The sequence below is a fragment of the Streptomyces sp. WMMB 714 genome (genome assembly GCF_900090125.1).
In the GTDB taxonomy this organism is placed as follows: domain Bacteria; phylum Actinomycetota; class Actinomycetes; order Streptomycetales; family Streptomycetaceae; genus Streptomyces; species Streptomyces daqingensis.
In genome coordinates this window covers 92,671-113,612 of sequence record NZ_FMHJ01000014.1, presented here as the reverse complement: position 1 = coordinate 113,612, position 20,942 = coordinate 92,671, and the positions used below count along the sequence as shown (strand labels likewise).

Genomic DNA, 20,942 nt, shown 5'->3' with positions numbered 1-20,942 from the left:
CCGCGGCTGACCGACTGCCGCGCCCGTACCGCGTCGTGGCGCGCGCATCGCGTCCGGGCGGCCGTCCGGTGCGGGCTGAGACGGTGTCAGAGGGGCGGGCGGCGCGGGCGGACCGGGTGTCAGTGCCGGCCGGTTTACTGGCCTCATGGCCGCGACCGCCCGAACGCAACACCTCGCCACGATCGACCTGTTACGCGCCCGCCCCTTCCCGGCGCGGCGCCGCCGGTCGGCCCGGGTGACCAGCGGCCCTGGCTACCACGTCGCGGAACTGGTGACGAGCGAGGAGTTCTGGGAGGACGACGGCACAGCCAGGATCGAGGCGCTGGAGGAGTGCGAGGCGGAGCGCGGGGCGCTGAGTGCCGTGCTGGCGGAACGCTGGGGCGAGCCGCAGGAGATGAGCCTGTGGAGCACCCTGGTGCGGAGCGGCGAGGGCGCCCCGGCGCCGCAGCCATGGCTCGAACTCAGCGCCGTCGCGGCCTGCTTGGAGCTGTGGCGGGTGGACGGACGCTGGATAGCGCTGGGCGTCTGCCAGCAGAGCGCCGAGCTGCCCTTCCAGCTCGTGGCGGCCGTCACCGTCAACGACCCTCCATGAGCCCTCACCGTCCTCCATGAACCCTCACCGTCAACGGCCCTCCGAGCGGCCACGTGCCGCCGAACCGACGTGAACGGTCCCTCAGCGGTCCTCCGGGATCTGCGGCTCGGCGGGTGGTGCGGGAAAGGACGGCTGATCGACCACCCACAGCCACGTACCGTCCGGCTGCCGCCCGGCCACCTCGACGGTGGCGCCGCCGTCCGGCAGCACGACAGTGGTGAGGGCGAGGTCCCCGCTGCGCAGTGCGGGCTGCTGCTCTCCTGGTTCGAACCGCGGTCGCCCCTGAGGAGCCGCTCGTAGGCGCGGCGGATCTCTTCGCTGCCTTAGGTCCGCCCTCCGTCCGGGAGCGCATGACGGCGCCGGGTTCGTACAGCGGCACCAGCCCGTCGACCTCGCCCGCGTCGAGCCTCTCGACGACGAGCCGGCTGAGGTCTTCCGGCCGGACGGCACGCTCGTCCGAACCGGCGCGGCACCGGCCGCGGGGTCATGCCGGCGGTGTCCCGTCAGCCCCCGGCGTCGCCGGACTCCGCGGCTTCCCGCAGCCGTCCGAACTCCTCCGCCATCATCTGCGGAGTCCAATGCGCGTTCAGGCCGGAGGGGTTGGGCAGCACCCACACCCGCGTGTCCCCTATCCGCCACTGCTGCGGCCCCACTTGGGCCTTCTTGTCCTCGAAGGCCACCCGGTACGCGGTCACGCCCACCACCGCCAGCCAGCGGGGCCGCAGCTTGCGCACCTTCCCCGCCAGCAGACGTCCGCCCGACCGGTACTCCTCGGCGTCGAGTTCGTCAGCGCGCGCCGACGCGCGCTGGACGACGTTGGTGATGCCCAGTCCGTACGTGAGCAACTCGCGTTCCTCGTCCGGCCGCAGCTGCCGCGGGGTGAAGCCGGAGCTGTGCAGCACCGGCCAGAAGCGGTTGCCGGGGCGGGCGAAGTGGTGCCCCGTAGCGGCGGACATGAGGCCCGGGTTGATGCCGCAGAACAGCACGCGCAGGCCGTCCGCCACCACGTCCGGTACGACCCGGTCGCGCGCCGCCTCCAGCTGCTCCCGGGTGAAGCGCGGCGGACGCTCCCGCGGTGTCAGAGGATCGCTCCCGGCGAGTACGCGGCCGCTTCCGGGTGCCGCTTCGCGATCTCCTCGATACGGGCGACCACCTCGCCGACCTGTCCGGCGGCCGCGCCGGTGAACGCCAGCCGGTCGGCCATCAGTTCGTCGAGTTCCGGGCGGCGCAGCGGGATACGCTCGTCGGCCGCCAGGCGCTCCAGGAGCTCGTTGCGCTCGGCGCCCGCACGCAGCGCCAGGGCGGACGCGACGGCGTGCTCCTTGATGACCTCGTGCGCGCTCTCCCGGCCGACCCCGGCACGCACGGACGCCATCAGCACCTTCGTCGTGGCCAGGAACGGCAGGTACCTGTCGAGTTCGCGCTCCACGACGGCCGGGAAGGCGCCGAACTCCTCCAGTACGGTCAGGAACGTCTCCACCAGTCCGTCGAAGGCGAAGAAGGCGTCGGGCAGCGCCACACGCCGCACCACCGAGCACGACACGTCGCCCTCGTTCCACTGGTCGCCCGCCAGCTCGCCGGTCATCGACGCGTAACCCCGCAGGATCACCATCAGGCCGTTGACGCGCTCGCACGAGCGGGTGTTCATCTTGTGCGGCATCGCGGAGGAGCCGACCTGGCCCTCCTTGAAGCCCTCGGTGACCAGTTCCTGGCCGGCCATGAGCCGGATCGTCTTCGCCAGCGACGAGGGCGCACCGGCGAGCTGCACGAGCGTGCTGACGGCGTCGTAGTCGAGGCTGCGGGGGTAGACCTGCCCCACGGAGGTGAAGGCGTGCGCGAACCCGAGGTGCTCGGCGACCCGGCGCTCGAGTTCGGCGAGCCGCTGCTCGTCGCCGCCCAGCAGGTCGAGCATGTCCTGGGAGGTGCCGACGGGGCCCTTGATGCCGCGCAGCGGGTAGCGGGCGAGGAGTTCGGTCAACCGGCCGTAGGCGACGAGCAGTTCGTCGGCGGCCGTCGCGAACCGCTTGCCGAGCGTGGTCGCCTGCGCCGCCACGTTGTGCGAGCGTCCGGCGATCACGGTCCCGGCGTGCTCGCCTGCCAGCCGCCCCAGCCGCGCCAGGAGGGCGACCGTACGGTCCCGGACCAGCTCCAGCGAGGAGCGGATCTGCAGCTGCTCGACGTTCTCCGTCAGGTCGCGGGACGTCATGCCCTTGTGCACGTGCTCGTGGCCCGCGAGCGCGTTGAACTCCTCGATACGGGCCTTCACATCGTGACGCGTGACCTTCTCCCGCTCCGCAATGGAGGCCAGATCGACGTCGGCGAGCACACGCTCGTAGGCCGTCAGCGCCTCTTCCGGGACGTCGACGCCGAGGTCGCGCTGCGCACGGAGCACCGCCAGCCACAGCCGCCGCTCCAGCACCACCTTCTCCTCGGGCGACCACAGGCGGGCGAGTTCGGCCGAGGCGTAGCGGTTGGCCAGGACGTTCGGGATGCGGGGCACGTCAGTCACACCGCCAGATTCTACGGGGGACCTCCGGCGCGCCCCTACGGGGTGTCCCCGCAGGCCAGGGCCGCCAGCTCGGGCCTCTTGGGCGCCCGCCCGTCGCCGCTGGAGCGGCCGGTCAGCCGCCGCCCTATCCACGGCAGCAGGTACTCGCGGGCGAAGGCCACGTCGGCGCGCCGGCGCGTCAGCCACGACGGTACGGGTGTGGGCTCCAGCGGCGTGCGCCAGTCGGACTCCGCGGGATGGCCCAGGCGCTGCCACACGGCCTCGGCGACGCGGCGGTGCCCCTCGCCGGTCAGGTGCAGCCTGTCCTCGGCCCACATCCGGGGATCACTGAGCGTCTCCGCGGAGTAGAGGTCGACGACGAGGGCGCCGTGCTCGGCCGCCAGCTCGTCGATGCAGGAGAACAGCTGTTCCATGCGCCCCCGGTAGCGCTCCAGCACCGGCCCGCGGCGGCCCGGGCTGCGCATCAGCACCAGCTGCCCGCAGTTGGGGGCGAGCTTCGCCACCGACTCCTCCAGCAGCCCGCGGACCCTGGCCATGTCGCACTTGGGGCGCAGCGTGTCGTTGAGGCCTCCGACCAGCGTGACCAGGTCGGCGCCCATGGCCGCCGCGAGGTCGACCTGTTCGGCGGCGATCTGCCCGATGAGCTTGCCGCGCACGGCGAGGTTGGCGTAGCGGAAGCCGGGGCCGCGGGTGGCCAGCCGCGCGGCGAGGAGGTCGGCCCAGCCGCGGTACGTGCCGTCCGGCAGCCGGTCCGACATGCCCTCGGTGAAGGAGTCGCCGAGGGCCACGAAGCTGCTGATCGCGGGAGCGTTGGCGGTGTCGGTCACGGTCGGTCATCGTATCCGGTTGCTTCAGGCGACTTGTCGCCCGGTCGCCGCTCGGACCGGGCCCCGGCGGGGGAGGGTCAGCGCGACCCCTCCGCCGGGCTCTGGTGCACCAGCTCCCGCAGCACGTCCTCCATGGTGACGACGCCCTCCGTGCGGCCGTTCCCCTCACCCATGACCGCGGCCAGGTGCGTACGGCTCGAACGCATGGCGCCGAGCACGTCGTCGAGCGGCATCGACGCCCGCACCCGCGCGATGGGGCGCAGCGCCGTGGCGGGGAAGGCGGCATCGCGGGGGATGGCGTCCAGGGCGTCCTTGACGTGCAGGTAGCCCAGGGCGCGGCCCCTGCTGTCCACGACGGGGAACCGCGAGAAGCCGGAACTCGCCGAGAGCTGCTCCAGCTCCTCGGGAGTGACGCCCAGCCGCGCGGCCACGACCCGCTCCGTGGGCCGGGCGACCTCGCCCACCGGGCGCCGGCCGAGCTCCAGGGCGTCGCGCAGCCGCTCGGTCGCCCGGTCGTCGATGAGGCCGGCCTCGCTGGAGTCGGCGACCATCTGGGCGAGTTCGTCGTCGGAGAACGTCGACTCGACCTCGTCCCTGGGCTCCACCTTCAGCAGTTTCAGCAGGGTGTTGGCGAAGGCGTTCACGGTGAAGATCACCGGCTTCAGCGCCCTCGACAGCGCGACCAGCGGCGGCCCCAGCAGCAGGGCCGTCCGCTCGGGCGCGGCCAGCGCGATGTTCTTCGGCACCATCTCGCCGAGCAGCATGTGTGCGTAGGTCGCCAGGGTCAGGGCGAGAACGAAGGAGATGAGCCCCGCGTAGCCCGGGCCGAGGCCCAGCAGATGGAACAGCGGCTCCAGCAGGTGCTCCACCGCCGGCTCGGCCACCACGCCCAGCACCAGCGTGCACAGCGTGATCCCGAGTTGGGCGGCGGCGAGCAGCGCCGAGACGTGCTCCAGGCCCCACATGACGCTCCGTGCACGCCGGTCGCCCTCCTCGGCGAGCGGCTCGATCTGCGCCCGGCGCACCGAGATCAGGGAGAACTCGGCGCCGACGAAGAACGCGTTGGCCACCAGCGTCAGCAGGCCCACGAACAACTGGACCGCGGTCACCGGCCGTCCTCCCCTTCGGTCTCGTCCTCGTCCTCGTCCGTGTCCGGCGGCGCCGTCAGCTGCACGCGGGCGGCCCTGCGTCCGCGCGCGTCGACGACCTCGATGTGCCACCCCGCCACGTCGGCGGTGTCGCCCCGCAGGGGGATGCGTCCCAGCTCGGTCGCGACCAGACCGGCCAGCGTCTCGTACGGGCCCTCCGGGGCGCGCATCCCGATCGCGGCGAGCTGGTCGGTGCGGGTGGCGCCGTCCGCGTCGAAGATGCGACGGCCGTCGACGTCGGTGCCTGCCGGGGCCAGGTCCGGGGGCTCCTGCGGATCGTGTTCGTCGCGGACCTCGCCGACGACCTCCTCGATGATGTCCTCCAGCGTCACGACGCCCGCCGTGCCCCCGTACTCGTCGATGACGACGGCGATGCTCCGGTCGCCGCCGGGCATCCGGTCCAGCAGTCTGTCGACCGTCAGCGACTCGGGCACGAGCAGCGGCTCGCGCATCAGCTCCGTCACCGGATAGCGCATCCGCTCCTCGGCGGGCACGGCCAGCACGTCCTTGATCCGGACGATGCCGACGACGGTGTCCAGGCTGCCCCGCACCACCGGGAAACGGGAGAGCCCGGTGGCGCGTGTGGCGTTGGCGACGTCCTCGGCGTTGGCCTGCACGTCGAGGAAGGTGACCTGCACCCGCGGGGTCATCACGTTCTCCGCCGTCAGCTCCGCCAGATGCAGCGTCCGCACGAACAGGTCCGCCGTGTCCGGCTCCAGCGCCCCCTCCTTCGCGGAGTGACGGGCCAGGGCGACGAGTTCACGCGGTGAACGCGCCGAGGCGAGCTCCTCCGTGGGCTCCAGCCCCATCAGGTGCAGCATGCGGTTCGCGGTGTTGTTCAAGTGCCTGATCAGCGGGCGGAACGCCGCGGAGAACAGGCGCTGCGGGGTGGCGACGGCCTTGGCGATGGTCATCGGGCGGGAGATGGCCCAGTTCTTGGGGACCAGCTCGCCGACGACCATCAGCACGACGGTGGACAGGGCGGTGCCGATGACGAGCGCCGCCGAGGAGGCCGCCGACGCCGGTACGCCGATCGTCTTCAGCGGACCCGTGATCAGGCGCGCGATCGACGGCTCGGCGAGCATCCCGACGACGAGGTTCGTGACGGTGATGCCCAGCTGCGCCCCCGAGAGCTGGAAGGTCAGGGACTTCACCGCCTGCATGGCGCTCTGCGCGCCGCGTTCGCCGTTCTGGACCGCCCGCTCCAGATCGGCGCGTTCGACAGTCGTCAGGGAGAACTCCGCGGCGACGAACGCTCCGCATGCCAGCGACAGCAGCAGCGCCACCAGGAGGAACAGCACTTCGGTCATCGTGCCGCCTCCGCGCGGGAGCGGTCGGCGGGGGAGTGGGCCGGGCGGCGTCTGCGGCCGCGCGGCGCGCTGTCGGGAGGGTCGCCCATGGGCGGACTCTCACACCTTTCGGTCAGGGCTGCCCCGGCCCGGGGGCGGGGTAGCGGTGACGGGAACCGGCCGACGCTGGTCGCGATCGTGACGGCGGCTGTTCATGGTAGACGGGCAGGGCGCGCAGCGAGTTCCCCGCCCCGAGCAGCCGTATGCCCCGGCACGGGACGTCCCGCACCACGGGAGGTAGCTCCACGGTGTCCGGCGGGACGGGTCCCCGGCGTCGGGTGGGACGGCTCTCCGGCGGGTGCGGCGTCGCCGGCGCCACGCGCCCGCCGGACCGGCGACGAAGGCGGCACCGGAGGCGGGATACGCCGCCCCGTGGACGACGAAGACGCTCCCGACCATCAGCGTCCGAGGCTGAAAGCCCACGGCCGTGACGGCCTTCGCCCACCCTCTCCCAGCCGCTCTCGCGGATCCGGCAGCGTATCGGAATTCGAATGCGCGTACGCAAAACTCTGGGGTGGTTCTCTGCCTCAGAGGTGCGGGACCTGTCAGGCCGCAGGCCCGGACCCGGTCGCTCCGGGCTTCGCCAGCCACTGCATGTACCACTCACGGAATTCCGGCCCGGGGTTGAGCCCCTCGTCGCAGGCGAGGTCGTCCGACCAGACCTGTCCTCGGGCCGGGCCGGTCACCACCAGCCGGAAGTACGAGCCGCAGCCGATATCGGCCAGGACGAGCGAGCCCGTGAACCAGCAGGGGTCGAAGTACTCGTCGTCCGGGGCATGCCGCGGGCAGGCGCGCTCGATGGGCCACGGCTGGAATCGCCCGGTGTGGGGGAACGGGGTGGACAACAGGTCCGCCCAGTCGTCCCCGAGGTCGGCCTGCTGGCGCGCCCACTCGTCGCTGCCGAAGGGGAGGAGCCCGAAGCCCGGCCCGGCTCCGCCGCTGCCCACCGTGGTGATGAAGGAGAGGTACGAGTCCGGCAGTTCGACGCCGTGATCCTGCTCGAATCGCCGTACGAGGGTGTCCGCCACCGGCGGATGGAGCCTGTAGCGGTGCCTGCCCGCTGCGAACCGGCGGCATCCGGCATCCGCCTCGGCCAGCGCGCGGAGGCGCTCCCTCACCTCGGCCGCGTCCCACGTGTCGACGTCCACGGCGTCACGGTAGCGCTGGGCTCGACGGGACGGGGGCTCCGCCCTGGCCGGTGCTAGCGGATGAGTGCTAGCGTGGTGGTGTGGCCAAGACACAGCTGAACGTCCGGGTGGACGAGTCGACCGCGGAGACGGCGCGAGAGCGCGCCCTGGCGCGGGGGGTGAGCGTGAACCGCTACATCGAGGAGCTGGTCGAGCGGGACGCGGGCGAAGTGGGGCACACTTTCGTCGAAGCGGCCTCCGACTTCATGAAGAGCTACGAATCGCTCTTCGCCGAGGAGTTTCCCGAACCCGGCCGCTCCGGCCGCCGCGGAGGCGAGGGCCGTCCGCGTACGTGACTCTCCGCATCGATCTCGCCTGGCTGCTCATGGTCGCCGAGGCGAAGGCCCCCGGTGACCCCCTCGTGTCCGACTACGGCGCTCTCGTGGCCGCGGTCAGCAGGCACGAAGCCGCCATATTCGACCGCCCCGTCTACGCCGAACCGCACGACCGTGCTGCCTCTCTCCTCCAACTGCTCCTGCACGTGCCCGCGTTGGAGCGCGGCAACGCCCTCTTCGCGTCCGCCGTCGCCTACGCGTATCTCGTCGCCAGCGGCCTGAAGGTGACGACCTCGCCCGAGAAGATCCGTGACCTCGCCCGGTTGGTCAAGAGCGGCGAGGCGGGCGTCAGGGACATCGCCGCCGAGCTGCGCACCTGGACGCAGTGACGCCCGGCCGCTGCCGCCCGCCGCAACTCGCGGCAGGCGCACGGCACTTCGGCCGTCGAAGGTGCGTCCGCTCTGCCGGGGACGGGCCCCACACGGCTGGTCGACGGGCCCGGCGCGCAGCCGTCGTGCGTAGTGCCCGGCGCGGGCCGCGGTGGGGACGGCGCGCCCCGATGGTTCGCTCTGCCGCTGTGCTCGGGCCGGGGCCTGTCTCGGCGGTGATGGTTCGTTTACGCTGTCGCTCGCCCGAACAGCAAGCGGCTCGCGCCACGTTGTCCGCGAGCGGAGACTGGGTCCGACAAGGGAAAGAGCTGGCATGTCCGAGCCCGGCCGCGGCCGGTCCGACGTCCCGCCGACGGGTGGGGGACAGAAGGCGCCATCTCGCACAGGAAGTGGCGGCGGCCAGACGGGTTCAAGGGCTCTACACGGTGCCGGTGGTCGACGCGGACCTGCGGGCTGACGAGCCGTGGCTGGCCACGGCGTACGTTCCCGGGCCCTCGTTGCAGCACGCGGTGGCCGCGGGCTGGTCCTGGGCGCCGTCGTGATAGCCGTCGCCCTTTCAGGACGGCCGGCCGCCCGTGATGCGAGAGGCAGCGGGCGTGACGGGAGCGGTGGCAACGCCCGTCAGGCAGATCCGGGCACCAACAGGTAGATGAGCGCCGGAAGTTGCCTGTTTCCGGGTGCGTCCACGTGTCCACGTGTCCACGTGTCCACGTGTCCACGTGTCCACGAAGTCCCTGAGTCCCTGAGTCCCTTCGCTCCCACCCCTGTTGAGCCGCAGGAGCGCTCTCCACGCGGCACGACAGGGGGGCTTACGGTCTGCGCGCGCTGCCCAGCACGTGGAACGAGGACGGGAAGACAGGCCCCTCCGCGGGTACGAGGAGGCGCCTGAAGGAGACGTCGGCGAAGCCGGCCGTGCCGATGTCGCCGACGGGGTCCCGGCCCGTGTGGCAGCCGCCGAACAGCACCGGCCACACCGTGCGGTCCAGCAGGCGCTGGAGCCGCATCATCGAGCGCCGGCCCTCCGCCACCCCGTGCTCGTAGAAGCGCAGTTCGCCGCCCGGCCGCAGTACGCGGCGCAGCTCGGCGAGAGCCGCGGGCACGTCCGGCAGAGAGCAGAGCACCAGTGAGCAGACGGCCGCGTCGCACGACTCGCCCGGCAGAGGCAACGCTTCCGCGCTGCCCGGCACCACCTCCACCGGCACCGGCGCCTGCGATGCCGCCGCCGTCGCCGACTTCCGCAGATGGGGCTCGGGTTCGACCGCGAGCACGCGGGAGACGGTGGAGGGGTAACGGGAGAAGTTCAGCCCGTTACCCGGCCCGATCTCGACGACCTGCCCCGACAGGCCCGCCAGCAGCTCCGCTCGGTGGGCGCCCACTCCAGCTCGTACGTCCGCGGTTTCGCTGAGACGTGTGTAGAACCGGGCGAAGACCGGGCGGTTGACGGAGCGGTGCGTGCGCCCTGCGTCCTCTGGGGCCATGGGTTGCGTCCTTCCGTGGAGACCGTCCTGAAAACCGCGTCCGGGACCGATTCTCCCCGAGGACCCCGATATCCGGAGGCCGCGGACACGCCGACCGCGCCCCGGCGGATCCCGGTTGACGCGGGTCGCGCGCCTGCGCCGGTGCCCGCAGGGGACGTTCGCACCACGGGGACCGGGTACGGAGCTGGGACGCGGGCGGACGCCGGGGGTGTCAGGAGAGCCCGGGAGGAAGGAAGCCGCCCTTGCCGCCCAGCTCGGGGGCGAGCCAACTCGCGGCAGCCGCACGGAACTCGGCGGGATCCATGGTGCCCGCGCCCTCTGGCACCGCTCCGAGGAGAGCGGCCCCCGCCGCGCGCGGCAGGTCCTCGATGTTGCAGCGGGACGCCAGGTCGGGAGCGTCCGGCATGCTGCCGATCACCACGCCCGCGGTGTGCAGGCTCCGTGTGCGCAGCGCCTCCGCTGTCAGCGCGGTCGCGTTGAGGGTGCCGAGGCCCGCCTCGGCCACGACGAGCACGGGAGCGGAGAGCATGCCGGCCACGTCGGCGAGCGTGGCACCGCGTTCGTCGAGGTGCACCAGCAGGCCGCCGGCGCCCTCGACGAGCACGAGCTGGTGACGTGCCGCCAACTCCTGTGCCGCCGTGGCGACTTCCTCCGGACGCACGGCCGGCATCCCGGACCTCCGGGCCGCCGTCGCGGGCGCCAGCGGCTCGGGATAGCGGGCGAGCTCCATTCCTGTGACGGCTTCCCCGGCGAGGCGGCGCACCTCCGCCACGTCACCTGCTTCCGTCTCCGCGACGCCGGTCTGGGCGGGTTTCAGCACCGCGACCGAGCGGCCCGCCGCGAGGCCCGCGGCGGCCAGCGCCGCAGTGGTCACCGTCTTGCCGACGCCGGTGCCCGTCCCGGTGACGACCACGACTCCCCTCATGCGCTCAACCCTCCGCCGCCGCGGCGCACATGGCCGTGCAGATGCGCTCCACGTCCTCGTCGCCCGTCACGTACGGGGGCATCGCGTAGACCATGTCGCGGAAGGGGCGCAGCCACACCCCGGCGCGTGCGGCGGCCCGGGTGGCGCGCTCCATGTCGACCTCGTGGTCGAGCTGCACCACTCCGACCGCACCGAGGACACGTGTCTCCCGTACGCCCGGGAGCCCGGCCGCCTCGGCCAGTCCCGCCTCCAACCCGCCCTGGATGCGGCGCACTTCACCCGCCCAGTCGCCTTCGAGGAGCAGCCCCACGGAGGCGTCCGCGACAGCGGCCGCGAGCGGGTTGCCCATGAACGTGGGACCGTGCGCGAGGACGGGCACCTCCCCGCGGGAGATCCCCTCGGCGACCCGCGGGGTGCACAGCGTGGCGGCCATCGTGAGGTAGCCGCCCGTCAGGGCCTTGCCCAGGCACATCACGTCGGGAACGATCCCGGCGTGCTCGCAGGCGAACAGGGCGCCCGTCCGTCCGAAGCCGGTGGCGATCTCGTCGAGCACCAGCAGCACACCGTGCTCGTCGCACGCCTCCCGCAACGCCCGTACGTACGCGGGGGAGTGGAACCGCATGCCGCCCGCACCCTGCACCACCGGTTCCACGATCACGGCCGCCAGCTCGTCGGCGTGGCGGGCGACCGTCTCCCGGAGGTGGCGCAGATACCCCTCGTCCGGCGGGGCGTCGAAACCGGACGGCGGCGCCGAGGCGAAGACCTGGCGGGGCAGTACCCCGGACCACAACTCGTGCATCCCGCCGTCGGGATCGCACACCGACATGGGCTGCCACGTGTCGCCGTGGTAGCCGCCGCGCCACGTCATCAGACGCCGCTTGCCGCCGCGCCCCCGCGAACGCCAGTACTGCAGGCACATCTTGACCGCGACCTCGACCGACACGGACCCGGAGTCCGCGAGGAAGACGTGCTCCAGACCCGCAGGCGTGACGTCGACGAGCCGCTTCGCCAGCCGCACGGCCGGCTCGTGCGTGAGCCCGCCGAACATGACATGGCTCATCCGCTCGAGCTGCCGGTGCGCCGCCTCGTTGAGCACCGGGTGGTTGTAGCCGTGCACGGCAGACCACCACGAGGCCATCCCGTCGACCAGCTCCCGCTGCCCGCAGAACTCCTCGGCCAGCCGCAGCCGCACACCCGCGGCCGACTCCACCAGCAGCGGCTCCGAGCGACCCGGCATGGGGCCGTAGGGATGCCACACGTGCTGCCGGTCGAGTGCGAGCAACTCCTCATGCGTCATGGGTGGTTCACCTTGCCGGTCGCCGCTGCCGCTCCGTCACGCATTGGGCGGCAGCGCCGTGCCCGCGCCCCGCCTGCGCACGGAGACCAGCTCCTCCGTGCGGTGCTCCGGAAGCGTCGTGGTGCCGGCGCCCTCCACCTCGAAGCCGGCATCCGCGATCATGTCGAGGTCGGCCTGGCCGGCCTGGCCCTCGCTGGTCAGGTAGTCGCCCAGGAAGATGGAGTTGACGACGTGCAGCGCGAGCGGCTGCAGGGAGCGCAGATGCACCTCGCGGCCGCCGGCCAGCCGCACCTCCGCGTCCGGGCAGACGAAGCGGACCATCGCGAGGATGCGCATGGCCCGCTGCGGCGTGAGGTTCCACTCGTCGGCGAGAGGCGTCCCCTCGAAGGGGATGAGGAAGTTGACCGGGACGGAATCAGGGTCCAGCTCCCGCAGGGAGAAGACGACGTCGACCAGGTCCTCGTCGCTCTCGCCCATGCCCGCGATCAGCCCCGAGCACGCGGAGAGGCCCGCGGTCTGCGCCTGTCGGACCGTCTCCCGCCGGTCCTCGAAGGTGTGGGTGGTGCAGATGTCCTTGTAGGTCTCTTCCGAAGTGTTGAGGTTGTGGTTGTAGGCGTCGGCGCCGGCGGCCTGCAGCCGGTCCGCCTGCCCCTCGGAGAGCAGCCCCAGGCAGGCGCACACCTCGACGTCCGCGTGCTCGTCCTTGATGGCGGAGATGGTCCGCGAGACGCGCTCGACGTCCCGGTCGGTGGGGCCTCGGCCGCTCGCCACCAGGCAGACCCGCTTCGCACCGCCCTTGAGGCCCGCCGCGGCGGCCGACGCCGCCTCCTCCGGCTTGAGCCACGTGTACTTGAGGATCTCCGCCTTCGAACCCAGACGCTGGGAGCAGTACGAGCAGTCCTCGGGGCACAGCCCGGACTTGAGGTTGACCAGATAGTTCAGCTTCACTCGCCGCCCGAACCAGTGCCGCCGCACCTTCCCGGCCGCGGCGACGACGTCGAGCAACTCGTCGTCGGAGGTCTCCAAAACAGCGCGTGCCTCTTCACGGGTCGGCAGTTCGCGCCGCAGCCCCTTCTCAACGAGCGTCTTCAGCAGGTCCATGGTGCCGATCCTTGCTGATCTCCCCGCTCAGAGCCAAGGAGAAGGATCACAACAATGGCCGGGCCGGGTGTGTGTATCGCCACACCGCGAGGCAGGGTGCGAGCGGCTACGGTCTATGGACCGCCTACAAACGCGCCCCCGGTGGTGCGCCCGGCGTCGCCCCCGCCACACTCCCGTTCACGGACACGAGGACGCCCGCATGCAAGAGGAGTCCCGCACGCCTTCGGACCCGCCGGGAGCGCCCCGTCCCCGGGCCGCCCGGCGCGACCCGTTCGCCTGGCTCGACGAGGCCCGCCTCTCCCGTGAACGCGCGGGCCTCGTACGGACGTTGCGGCACCGCCCCGCCGACTCGGAGCTGCTGGACCTGGCGGGCAACGACTACCTCGGCCTCACCCGCCACCCCGAGGTGACCGACGCGGCCGCCGGCGCCGCCCGCCTCTGGGGCGCCGGCTCCACCGGCTCGCGGCTCGTGACCGGCTCCACCGCCCTGCACGCCGAACTCGAGGCGGAACTCGCCCGGTTCTGCGGATTCGAAGCGGCGCTGGTGGTCTCGTCCGGGTACGCGGCGAACCTCGCCGCGCTGACCGCGCTCACCGGCCGCGGCGGCCTCGTCGTCTCCGACGCCGGCAACCACGCCTCCCTCATCGACGGCTGCCGCCTCTCCCGCGCGGAGACGGTCGTCGTCCCCCACGCGGCGCCCGACGCCGTGGCGAAGGCGCTGGACGGGCACGCCGGGGACGCCCTCGCCGTGACCGACTCGGTCTTCTCCGTCGACGGTGACGCCGCGCCGCTGCCCGCCCTGCACGAGGTCTGCGGTGAGCACGGCGCCGCGCTGCTGGTGGACGACGCCCACGGCCTGGGCGTCGTCGGCGAGGGCGGACGCGGCGCCGTGCACGCCGCGGGGATCGCCGGCACGAAGGGAGTGGTCGCCACGGTCACCCTCTCCAAGGCTCTCGGCAGCCAGGGCGGCGCGATCCTGGGGCCCGCCCGGGTGATCGGCCACCTCGTCGACACGGCGCGCACCGTCATCTTCGACACCGGCCTCGCACCGGCCGCCACGGGCGCCGCCCTCGCGGCACTCCGCCTGCTGCGCCGCGAGCCCGAGCGGGCGGCCCGCGTCCGTCGCGCCGCGGCCCGGCTGCACGGTGAGCTGTCTGCGGCGGGACTGCGCACCGCGCACCCGGATGCCGCCGTCGTCTCGGTGCGCGCCCCCTCGCCGGGTGCGGCCGTGCGCTGGGCCGCGGACTGCCGCGCGGCCGGGCTGCAGGTGGGCTGCTTCCGTCCGCCCTCGGTGCCGGACGGGATCTCCCGCCTGCGCCTGACCGCACGCGCCGACCTCACCGACGCCCAGCTGACCGCCGCCGTGGCCACGATCGTGCGTACCGCCCCGGAGGGAGCGGCCGGCTGAGGCGCCTCACCGGACGAGCGCCGGCCTCCCGGGGGCGGCTCTTGCCCGGGCTCCGGGCTCCGGGGACGCCGCGCGTCCCGCGACGGGCCGCGCCCGCGTCCTCACCCGCTGCCGGAGGGCGGCGGCAGGGTCACGCGTGCCGCGCGACGTTCACCGTCCAGCACCCGCAGGGCCGTTGCGAGCGTCGTGCCGTGCAGCTCCGTCTCGCTTCGCTCGTGCATGAGCGCCAGGGCGTCGCGCAGGGACGACGCCTTGCCCACCAGCGCCTGCGCCGCGCGCAGCCTGCCGTAAGTGTCCCCGGACCGCGCCGGGTTGATCCGGCCCAGCAGGTCGAGGACCTCCAGATAGCTGTCGACGACGTTCCCCTCCGCCCTGGTCAGCGCGGGCAGCGGCGGCAGTTCGGGCGGCCACACCGCGCTCACCTCCCGGCCTGCCCGGCCGCGGCGCTCCCGCGGCTGACCGTGAGCCGGTCGATGAGCCCGTAGTCCGCCGCCTGCCCGGCGTCGAGGACCGTCTCCCGCTCCAGGTCGGCCCGCACGGTGCTCGGCGGCTGCCCGGTATGGCGTACGTACATCTCCTCCAGCCGCTCGCGGGTGCGCGTCAACTCCCTGGCGTGGACGGCCAGATCGTCGGCCTGGCCCTGCAACGCCTCGGTCAGGTGCGGCTGGTCGAGGACGATGCGGGCACCGGGAAGCGCCATGCGCTTGCCGGGTGTGCCGGCGGCGAGGAGCACCGAAGCCACCGGTCCCGCCTGGCCGAGGCACACGGTCTCGATGTCGCAGCTGACGTACCGCATCGTGTCGTAGACCGCGCTCATCGCGCTGAACGAGCCGCCGGGGGAGTTGATGTAGAGCGAGATGTCCCGCTCCGGCGCCGCCGCCTCCAGCTGGATGAGCTGGGCCATCACGTCGTTCGCCGCGGTGTCGTCGATCTGCGTGCCGAGGAAGACGATCCGTTCGCCGAGCAGCTTGGAGTACGGGTCCAGCGTCCGGGTCCCGGTGCTCGTCCGTTCGCTCAGCTCCGGCAGGACGTAGCGGGCTGTGGGTCTGTGCGGCATGGCGCCACCTCTCGTCGGTCCACCCTTCTGTAAAAAATGTACAGGATGTACGTGACGTTATGCTGGGGTCATGACCTACGAGATTCCGGTGACGCAAGCGCGCGCCGCCCTCGCCGACCTGATCAACCGTGTGGTCTACGGCGGCGAGCGCGTGGTGGTGACCCGGCACGGCAAGCCGCTGGTCGCGCTCGTCTCGGCCGCTGACCTGGACAGACTCCGGGAGATGGACGAAGCGGCCGAGGAAGGCGTCATCAGCACCTTCTCGAGCGTCCGCGAGAGCCCGTCGTCCTCTGCGGGCGAACGCCGCCGCTTCGGCATCGCCGCGGAACACAGCGGCCCGGCCGCCGGTGACAGGCGGCCGGGCCGGGAGAGTTGAGCTCCGGAAGGACCGACTCACCGCCGGGCGGCGGTGGCCGGGGCGTGCGGCGTCAGGAGCTGAGCTGCCACACGGCGTGCGCGATCCCGTCGGTGTGCAGGTCGAGCGCCTTCTCGTTGATGTTCGAGGTGTCGTCGCACTCCGAGTGGTAGCACTTGTCGTAGGACTCGCCGGCCTTGCCGTCCCACTTCTGCGCCTGCTCCTCGGACATGGTGTCCCCGGCGCCGGTGAAGGTGCCGCCGACGGTGACGCCCGCAGCGGCGAACGAGGCGTGGTCGCTGCGACCGTTGACCTCCGAGGAGGTCTCCGTCTCGATGTTCTTCTCCTTGAAGTAGTCCTTGAAGATCCCCTGGACCGTCGCGTCGTCGTCGTAGACGAAGTGGCCGGCGTTGGGGGAGCCGATCATGTCGAAGTTGAGGTAGGTGGAGATCTTCTCCGTGTCGGCCCCGAGGCTGTCGACGTAGTGCTGCGAGCCGACCAGGCCCAGCTCCTCGGCGTCCCACCAGGCGAACCGCAGGTGCTTCTTGGGCTCCAGCTTCGCGTCGGCGACGGCGAGGGCCACCTCGAGGATGCCGGCGGAGCCCGAGCCGTTGTCGTTGACGCCGGCACCGCTCTCGACGGAGTCGAGGTGGGCGCCGACCATCACGGTCTCGTCCTCGGAGCCGCCCGGCCAGTCGGCGACGAGGTTCATGCCGCCCCCGTCGAACTCCTGGATCTTGGTCTCGAATCCGGCCTTGTCCAGCTTGCCCTTGATGAACTCGACGGACGCCTTGTAGCCGGGCTGGCCGTGCGCGCGGTTGCCGCCGTTGGCATCGGCGATGGACTGCAGTTCCTTCAGGTCCTGCTGGACGTCGGCGACGGGGATGTCGGGAGCCGCGGCGGCGGACTCGTCGAGGGCGCCGTAGGCCCCGGTCGCCCCGAGGAGTGAGGCGGCCAGTGCGGCGCTGGCGGACGCGGCTATGAGGGTACGGCGCTTCGCTGTGCGGTTCACAGGGACTCCGATGATGTGGGGGGTTCGAAGTTACTGACGGGTGTGACTTGCACATGAGAATCCTCGTGATCCCCGCGTGGCGTCAAGGGCGTTTGCCGTACGGGACGTTGCGTCATGCGAGGAGCACGGAGCGCACGTGCGGGCCCGCACGCCCGGCGCACACCCTCTGAACTGCCGTTATGTCAGGGGGTGTTGGGCGCCCGGGGGAACGTGTCGCGGGTGCGCGGCAGTTCGCACCGCGGTCCTCGTCACGGCCCGCGCGGCCGCGGCCCTCCTTCCGCGCGGCGGGCGCCGAGTCCGGAACGCGCCGGTCCGGGGCGCCGAGGGCCGGCCCGGGCCGGAGGGGCGTCGGAGCACACCGGAGCCGGACGAGGAGGGCCCGCCGGGCGGCGGAGGAGCCGGTCGCCCGGCTCCGGGCAACTCCGCGTTGCCGTACCGGAGTTCGACGGTCATCCGGCCGCAGGCGCGTCGCGCCCCGGCCCCGTCCCGCCGTCCTCCCGACGTCGACGGGGTGCTCCGGCGGACTCCGCCGCTGGTCACGGCGTGACCCCTATGGCCTTCTGCTGAGGCGCGCCCACGGCGGAGCCGGTAGATTCACGACTTGGTAAAGATCATCAGAGTGACCTGTCCCTTGCCCGTGCAGGGGCGGAAGGATCCGCCCCACAGGACCGTGATCTGTGATCACCCGCCGCCTCAGGCGGTCAGCCACCCCAGGGGGAGCCCCCACGTGAACAGAAGAAAAGCGACTATCGGCGCAGCGGGCGCCGGTGCCCTCATAGCCGGCCTCATCGTGGTTCCGTCCGCCCTCGCGGACGGCGCCGGCCAGGACGGCCCCGGCACCGCCGAGGCGCGCGGCGTGAAGGCCGCCGCCGCCCACGCCGCCAAGGCAGGCATCGACTGGAAGACCTGCCCGAAGGACTGGGGATTCGACAAGCCCATCCAGTGCGGCTACGTCACCGTCCCCGTCGACTACGCCAAGCCCGGCGGCCGCACCATCAAGATCGCCGTGAACCGTGTGAAGAGCACCGGGACGAAGGACGAACGCCAGGGTTCCCTCGTCTACAACCCCGGAGGCCCGGGCGGTTCGGGCATGCGCTTCCCCGCCCGCGTCGTCGACGAGAACCCGCTGTGGACGAAGACGGCGAAGGCCTACGACTTCGTCGGCTTCGACCCGCGCGGCGTCGGCCACTCCGCGCCCATCTCCTGCATGGACCCCCAGGAGTTCGTGAAGGCGCCCAAGGCCGACCCGGTTCCGGACGACGAGGCGGACAAGACGGCCCAGCGCAAGCTGGCCAAGGAGTACGCGGACGGCTGCAAGGAGCGCAGCGAAGGCCTCCTGCCGCACATGACGACGCCCAACACCGCCCGCGACCTGGACGTCGTGCGCGCCGCGCTGGGCGACAAGAAGCTGAACTTCCTGGGCGTCTCCTACGGCACCTACCTCGGAGCGGTCTACAGCACCCTCTTCCCGGACCACGTGCGGCGGATGGTCGTCGACAGCGTGGTGAACCCCTCGCGCGACCAGATCTGGTACCGGAACAACCTGGACCAGGACGTGGCCTTCCAGATGCGCTGGGACGACTGGAAGAAGTGGGTCGCCGAGCACGACGCGACCTACGGCATCGGCGACACCCCCGCCAAGGTCGAGAAGCAGTGGGAGAAGCTGCGCGCCGCCGCGAAGAAGGAGCCCGTCGGCGGAGTCGTCGGCCCGGCCGAGCTTCTCGGCTTCTTCCAGAGCGCGCCCTACTACGACCAGGCGTGGGCCGAGGTCGCCGGCGTGTGGTCGGCCTACCTCAAGGGTGACGAGAAGGCCCTGGTCGAGGCCGCCGGTCCCGACATGGCCGACAAGGCCGGGAACAAGGCGTCCGAGAACGGCAACGCCGTCTACACGGCGGTGGAGTGCACGGACGCCAAGTGGCCCACCAGCTGGGAGAAGTGGGACAAGGACAACTCGAAGCTGCACGAGAAGTACCCGTTCCTCACCTGGTCCAACGCCTGGCTCAACCTGCCCTGCGCCACGTGGCCCGTGAAGCAGCAGAAGGCGCTGGAGATCGGCGGCGGCAAGGGGCTTCCGCCCGTCCTCATCACGCAGTCCGAGCGCGACGCGGCCACCCCGTACGGCGGCGCCGTGGAGCTGCAGAAGCGCCTCAAGGGCTCGCGTCTGATCACGGAGAAGGACGCCGGCTCGCACGGCATCACCAACGTCGAGAACGAGTGCATCAACAAGCGCGTCGACGCGTACCTCCTCAAGGGCACCGTCGACAAGAAGGACGTCACCTGCGGCCCGCACGCCACCCCGGAACCGGAGCAGGCGCCCGCGAAGGCCGAGGCGGAGGCCCGGGCCCAGCTGCCCGCGCTGCCGTGAGCTGACGCCACGCGACGACCGCTGAGGCGGCGCGGACGCACCGCCTGACGCGCGCACGGGGGCGGCCGGGTCTTCCGGCCGCCCCCTTCGCGTGTCCGGACCCTCGTCCGGTGAGGACGTCGACGTCGCACTCCCGCGGAGAAGTTTCGGCGCGCAGGTCCGGGGTCAGGTCAGCGGTGTGTTGGCCAGGACCCGGCGGAGGACGCTCCAGGAGAGGTCGGACTCGGTGGCGAAGGCGTGTTGACGCTTGCCGTCCTCGCCGATGTAGTTGAAGGAGTCGCGGGAGTGGCTCGTGCTGTCGGACGATTCGACGGCCGTCTCGCCCGGATTGAGGTAGACGTGGAAGCCGGCGCCGAAGTCGGCGCTCGAGTTCATGCAGCCCGGACCGGTGGTGCCTCCGCCGCCGTCCATCGGGCAGTAGACGCGATGGACGGCGTAGTTGTCCCTGGAGAGCCAGGCGCACTGCCCCGGGGTGAGGGTGAGCAGCCCCGTGCGCCGGGGCGTACGGACTTCGGGGCGCTTTCATGGGGCGCGTGCGCCCGTACCGCCGCTCAGGGGCACCGGAGGCACCGGACCGCGCAGCGACCCGGCAGAGGCGCTGTGCGGGACGCTCAGGCCCTGCGGCCCTCCTCGCGCTTCTCCCGCTTGCGCGCCGCCTCGCGCTCCTTGGCCTCCTGCTGCTGCTTGGCCTTCGCCTCCGGGGCGTACATGTCCACGTACTCCTGTCCCGACAACTGCAGGATCTCGTGGATGATCTCGTCCGTGACGGCGCGCAGGATCGTCCGCTCGCTCTCCATGCCCGCGTAGCGCGAGAAGTCCAGCGGCTTGCCGAACCGGATCGTCACCCGCCCGATCCTGGGCATCTTCCGCCCCGGCGGCTGCAGTTCGAAGGTGCCCACCATGGCGCAGGGGATGACGGGCACGCCCGCCTGGAGCGCCATCGACGCGACGCCGACACGGCCCTTGTAGAGCCGCCCGTCGTGGGAGCGGGTCCCTTCCGGGTAGATGCCCAGCAGCTCGTCCTTGCGCAGCACCCCCAGGCCCTCCTCGATGGCGGCCTGCCCGGCGCCCTTCCCGGAGCGGTCCACGGGGATCTGCCCGACGCTGCGGAAGAACGCGGCCGTGAGGCGCCCCTTGATGCCGGGCCCGGTGAAGTACTCGGACTTCGCGAGGAAGGTGATCCTCCTGCGCAGCATGGCGGGCATCAGGAAGTGGTCCGAGACGGAGAGGTGGTTGCCGGCCACGATGGCCGCCCCCTCGTCGGGGATGTTCTCCAGGCCCTCGATCCTGGGCCGGAAGTACAACCGCAGCAGGGGCCCCAGCAGGACGTACTTGAACAAGTTGTAGAACACGCTACGGCCTTCCCCCATGCGTTCCGGTGAGATCGCAGAGTAGTCCCCCGGCGGGCCGGCGGTGGAGGGGGGCCACACTCGGACGGGACGTTGTGAGGCTTTCGCTCCGCTTTCAGTCCCGCTGCGTGGTCACGACGCCCACGGTCACCAGTCCCAGCACCACCCACGCGAACCACAGCCAGCCGCTTCCCCCGAGGGTCACGGTGTATGCGGTCACGAGGACGAGGGCGGTCACGGTACTGACGGTGAGCGCTTTCGACGAGCGGGGCATCGTGTGCGGCGGTCCGGACGGTCCAGGCGTTCGAGGCATAGCGGC

At 72.2% G+C, this 20,942-nt stretch carries 23 protein-coding genes; 6 read left to right on the top strand and 17 right to left on the bottom strand.

What is annotated here, in order from left to right; translation table 11 throughout:
- The first annotated feature begins 145 nt into the window (after window positions 1–145).
- On the top strand, window positions 146–592 hold the full coding sequence (locus H181DRAFT_RS23365; RefSeq protein WP_045866369.1) for a hypothetical protein: 447 nt from the start codon (window positions 146–148) through the stop codon (window positions 590–592).
- Between the two features lie 81 nt (window positions 593–673).
- Here the strand turns inward: H181DRAFT_RS23365 and H181DRAFT_RS30285 are convergent, their stop codons facing one another.
- From H181DRAFT_RS30285 to H181DRAFT_RS23330, 7 genes are all read right to left on the bottom strand, one after another.
- Complete coding sequence (locus H181DRAFT_RS30285) at window positions 674–802, bottom strand: hypothetical protein (RefSeq protein WP_368073288.1); 129 nt, start codon at window positions 800–802, stop codon at window positions 674–676.
- A 293-nt stretch (window positions 803–1,095) separates the two neighbouring features.
- Window positions 1,096–1,599, bottom strand: a complete 504-nt coding sequence (mug, locus tag H181DRAFT_RS23355) for a G/U mismatch-specific DNA glycosylase (protein WP_045866368.1) — start codon at window positions 1,597–1,599, stop codon at window positions 1,096–1,098.
- A gap of 71 nt (window positions 1,600–1,670) precedes the next feature.
- Window positions 1,671–3,101, bottom strand: a complete 1,431-nt coding sequence (purB, locus tag H181DRAFT_RS23350; protein WP_045866367.1) for an adenylosuccinate lyase — start codon at window positions 3,099–3,101, stop codon at window positions 1,671–1,673.
- A gap of 35 nt (window positions 3,102–3,136) precedes the next feature.
- Window positions 3,137–3,859, bottom strand: coding sequence for an SGNH/GDSL hydrolase family protein (locus tag H181DRAFT_RS23345; protein ID WP_045866456.1), 723 nt, complete (start codon window positions 3,857–3,859; stop codon window positions 3,137–3,139).
- Window positions 3,860–4,005: 146 nt separating this feature from the next.
- Window positions 4,006–5,037, bottom strand: coding sequence for a hemolysin family protein (locus H181DRAFT_RS23340; protein WP_045866366.1), 1,032 nt, complete (start codon window positions 5,035–5,037; stop codon window positions 4,006–4,008).
- The gene (locus H181DRAFT_RS23335; RefSeq protein ID WP_045866365.1) at window positions 5,034–6,386 is read right to left on the bottom strand and encodes a hemolysin family protein; all 1,353 of its coding nucleotides are present in this window, start codon (window positions 6,384–6,386) and stop codon (window positions 5,034–5,036) included. Before H181DRAFT_RS23335 ends, H181DRAFT_RS23340 begins: the two co-directional genes overlap by 4 nt.
- 584 nt (window positions 6,387–6,970) lie before the next feature.
- Window positions 6,971–7,573, bottom strand: coding sequence for an SMI1/KNR4 family protein (locus H181DRAFT_RS23330; RefSeq protein WP_045866364.1), 603 nt, complete (start codon window positions 7,571–7,573; stop codon window positions 6,971–6,973).
- A gap of 80 nt (window positions 7,574–7,653) precedes the next feature.
- Between H181DRAFT_RS23330 and H181DRAFT_RS23325 the strand changes: the two genes are divergently transcribed.
- Both H181DRAFT_RS23325 and H181DRAFT_RS23320 read left to right on the top strand, forming a co-directional pair.
- Window positions 7,654–7,908, top strand: coding sequence for a hypothetical protein (locus tag H181DRAFT_RS23325; protein ID WP_045866363.1), 255 nt, complete (start codon window positions 7,654–7,656; stop codon window positions 7,906–7,908).
- A gap of 29 nt (window positions 7,909–7,937) precedes the next feature.
- On the top strand, window positions 7,938–8,276 hold the full coding sequence (locus tag H181DRAFT_RS23320) for a hypothetical protein (protein ID WP_045866455.1): 339 nt from the start codon (window positions 7,938–7,940) through the stop codon (window positions 8,274–8,276).
- An 809-nt stretch (window positions 8,277–9,085) separates the two neighbouring features.
- On the opposite strand, the gene H181DRAFT_RS23310 is transcribed toward H181DRAFT_RS23320, so the two are convergent.
- From H181DRAFT_RS23310 to bioB, 4 genes are all read right to left on the bottom strand, one after another.
- The gene (locus H181DRAFT_RS23310) at window positions 9,086–9,754 is read right to left on the bottom strand and encodes a class I SAM-dependent methyltransferase (RefSeq protein WP_045866362.1); all 669 of its coding nucleotides are present in this window, start codon (window positions 9,752–9,754) and stop codon (window positions 9,086–9,088) included.
- A gap of 211 nt (window positions 9,755–9,965) precedes the next feature.
- A complete protein-coding gene (bioD, locus tag H181DRAFT_RS23305) occupies window positions 9,966–10,679 on the bottom strand; it encodes a dethiobiotin synthase (RefSeq protein WP_045866361.1) in 714 nt (237 codons plus the stop codon).
- A gap of 4 nt (window positions 10,680–10,683) precedes the next feature.
- Window positions 10,684–11,976: an adenosylmethionine--8-amino-7-oxononanoate transaminase gene (locus tag H181DRAFT_RS23300; protein ID WP_045866360.1), complete on the bottom strand. Its 1,293-nt coding sequence runs from the start codon at window positions 11,974–11,976 to the stop codon at window positions 10,684–10,686.
- Window positions 11,977–12,012: 36 nt separating this feature from the next.
- On the bottom strand, window positions 12,013–13,077 hold the full coding sequence (gene bioB, locus H181DRAFT_RS23295; protein ID WP_074468011.1) for a biotin synthase BioB: 1,065 nt from the start codon (window positions 13,075–13,077) through the stop codon (window positions 12,013–12,015).
- A gap of 199 nt (window positions 13,078–13,276) precedes the next feature.
- Here bioB and H181DRAFT_RS23290 point away from each other — a divergent pair, with 199 nt between their 5' ends.
- A complete protein-coding gene (locus H181DRAFT_RS23290) occupies window positions 13,277–14,485 on the top strand; it encodes an 8-amino-7-oxononanoate synthase (protein ID WP_045866359.1) in 1,209 nt (402 codons plus the stop codon).
- 101 nt (window positions 14,486–14,586) lie between these two features.
- Here H181DRAFT_RS23290 and H181DRAFT_RS23285 read toward each other — a convergent pair whose 3' ends face one another.
- Together H181DRAFT_RS23285 and H181DRAFT_RS23280 are read right to left on the bottom strand one after the other, a co-directional pair.
- Window positions 14,587–14,898 carry a hypothetical protein gene (locus H181DRAFT_RS23285; RefSeq protein ID WP_045866358.1) on the bottom strand — a complete coding sequence of 104 codons (312 nt, stop codon included), beginning with the start codon at window positions 14,896–14,898 and terminating at the stop codon, window positions 14,587–14,589.
- 5 nt (window positions 14,899–14,903) lie between these two features.
- Window positions 14,904–15,542, bottom strand: a complete 639-nt coding sequence (locus tag H181DRAFT_RS23280; RefSeq protein ID WP_045866357.1) for an ATP-dependent Clp protease proteolytic subunit — start codon at window positions 15,540–15,542, stop codon at window positions 14,904–14,906.
- Between the two features lie 70 nt (window positions 15,543–15,612).
- Here H181DRAFT_RS23280 and H181DRAFT_RS23275 point away from each other — a divergent pair, with 70 nt between their 5' ends.
- Window positions 15,613–15,918 carry a type II toxin-antitoxin system Phd/YefM family antitoxin gene (locus tag H181DRAFT_RS23275; RefSeq protein ID WP_045866356.1) on the top strand — a complete coding sequence of 102 codons (306 nt, stop codon included), beginning with the start codon at window positions 15,613–15,615 and terminating at the stop codon, window positions 15,916–15,918.
- A gap of 52 nt (window positions 15,919–15,970) precedes the next feature.
- On the opposite strand, the gene H181DRAFT_RS23270 is transcribed toward H181DRAFT_RS23275, so the two are convergent.
- A complete protein-coding gene (locus H181DRAFT_RS23270) occupies window positions 15,971–16,909 on the bottom strand; it encodes a M28 family peptidase (RefSeq protein ID WP_045866355.1) in 939 nt (312 codons plus the stop codon).
- A gap of 727 nt (window positions 16,910–17,636) precedes the next feature.
- On the opposite strand from H181DRAFT_RS23270, the gene H181DRAFT_RS23265 reads away from it, so the two are divergent.
- The gene (locus tag H181DRAFT_RS23265) at window positions 17,637–19,274 is read left to right on the top strand and encodes an alpha/beta hydrolase (RefSeq protein WP_045866354.1); all 1,638 of its coding nucleotides are present in this window, start codon (window positions 17,637–17,639) and stop codon (window positions 19,272–19,274) included.
- A 165-nt stretch (window positions 19,275–19,439) separates the two neighbouring features.
- Here the strand turns inward: H181DRAFT_RS23265 and H181DRAFT_RS23260 are convergent, their stop codons facing one another.
- The 3 genes from H181DRAFT_RS23260 to H181DRAFT_RS29235 form a co-directional block, all read right to left on the bottom strand.
- Entirely contained in the window at window positions 19,440–19,649 is a 210-nt protein-coding gene (locus H181DRAFT_RS23260; protein ID WP_139131754.1) for a hypothetical protein, read from the bottom strand.
- Window positions 19,650–19,885: 236 nt separating this feature from the next.
- A complete protein-coding gene (locus tag H181DRAFT_RS23255) occupies window positions 19,886–20,626 on the bottom strand; it encodes a lysophospholipid acyltransferase family protein (protein ID WP_045866352.1) in 741 nt (246 codons plus the stop codon).
- A gap of 112 nt (window positions 20,627–20,738) precedes the next feature.
- Window positions 20,739–20,936, bottom strand: coding sequence for a hypothetical protein (locus H181DRAFT_RS29235; RefSeq protein WP_139131753.1), 198 nt, complete (start codon window positions 20,934–20,936; stop codon window positions 20,739–20,741).
- Window positions 20,937–20,942 lie beyond the last annotated feature (6 nt).

Bases quoted from the DNA above. Each gene is read 5' to 3' on its own strand.
- H181DRAFT_RS23280 (WP_045866357.1), bottom strand. From the start codon at position 15,542: ATGCCGCACAGACCCACAGCCCGCTACGTCCTGCCGGAGCTGAGCGAA.
- H181DRAFT_RS23275 (WP_045866356.1), top strand. From the start codon at position 15,613: ATGACCTACGAGATTCCGGTGACGCAAGCGCGCGCCGCCCTCGCCGAC.
- H181DRAFT_RS23320 (WP_045866455.1), top strand. From the start codon at position 7,938: ATGGTCGCCGAGGCGAAGGCCCCCGGTGACCCCCTCGTGTCCGACTAC.
- bioB (WP_074468011.1), bottom strand. From the start codon at position 13,077: ATGGACCTGCTGAAGACGCTCGTTGAGAAGGGGCTGCGGCGCGAACTG.
- H181DRAFT_RS23290 (WP_045866359.1), top strand. From the start codon at position 13,277: ATGCAAGAGGAGTCCCGCACGCCTTCGGACCCGCCGGGAGCGCCCCGT.
- H181DRAFT_RS23365 (WP_045866369.1), top strand. From the start codon at position 146: ATGGCCGCGACCGCCCGAACGCAACACCTCGCCACGATCGACCTGTTA.
- H181DRAFT_RS23300 (WP_045866360.1), bottom strand. From the start codon at position 11,976: ATGACGCATGAGGAGTTGCTCGCACTCGACCGGCAGCACGTGTGGCAT.
- H181DRAFT_RS23260 (WP_139131754.1), bottom strand. From the start codon at position 19,649: ATGAACTCGAGCGCCGACTTCGGCGCCGGCTTCCACGTCTACCTCAAT.
- H181DRAFT_RS23345 (WP_045866456.1), bottom strand. From the start codon at position 3,859: ATGTCGGACCGGCTGCCGGACGGCACGTACCGCGGCTGGGCCGACCTC.
- bioD (WP_045866361.1), bottom strand. From the start codon at position 10,679: ATGAGGGGAGTCGTGGTCGTCACCGGGACGGGCACCGGCGTCGGCAAG.
- H181DRAFT_RS23310 (WP_045866362.1), bottom strand. From the start codon at position 9,754: ATGGCCCCAGAGGACGCAGGGCGCACGCACCGCTCCGTCAACCGCCCG.
- H181DRAFT_RS23335 (WP_045866365.1), bottom strand. From the start codon at position 6,386: ATGACCGAAGTGCTGTTCCTCCTGGTGGCGCTGCTGCTGTCGCTGGCA.
- H181DRAFT_RS29235 (WP_139131753.1), bottom strand. From the start codon at position 20,936: ATGCCTCGAACGCCTGGACCGTCCGGACCGCCGCACACGATGCCCCGC.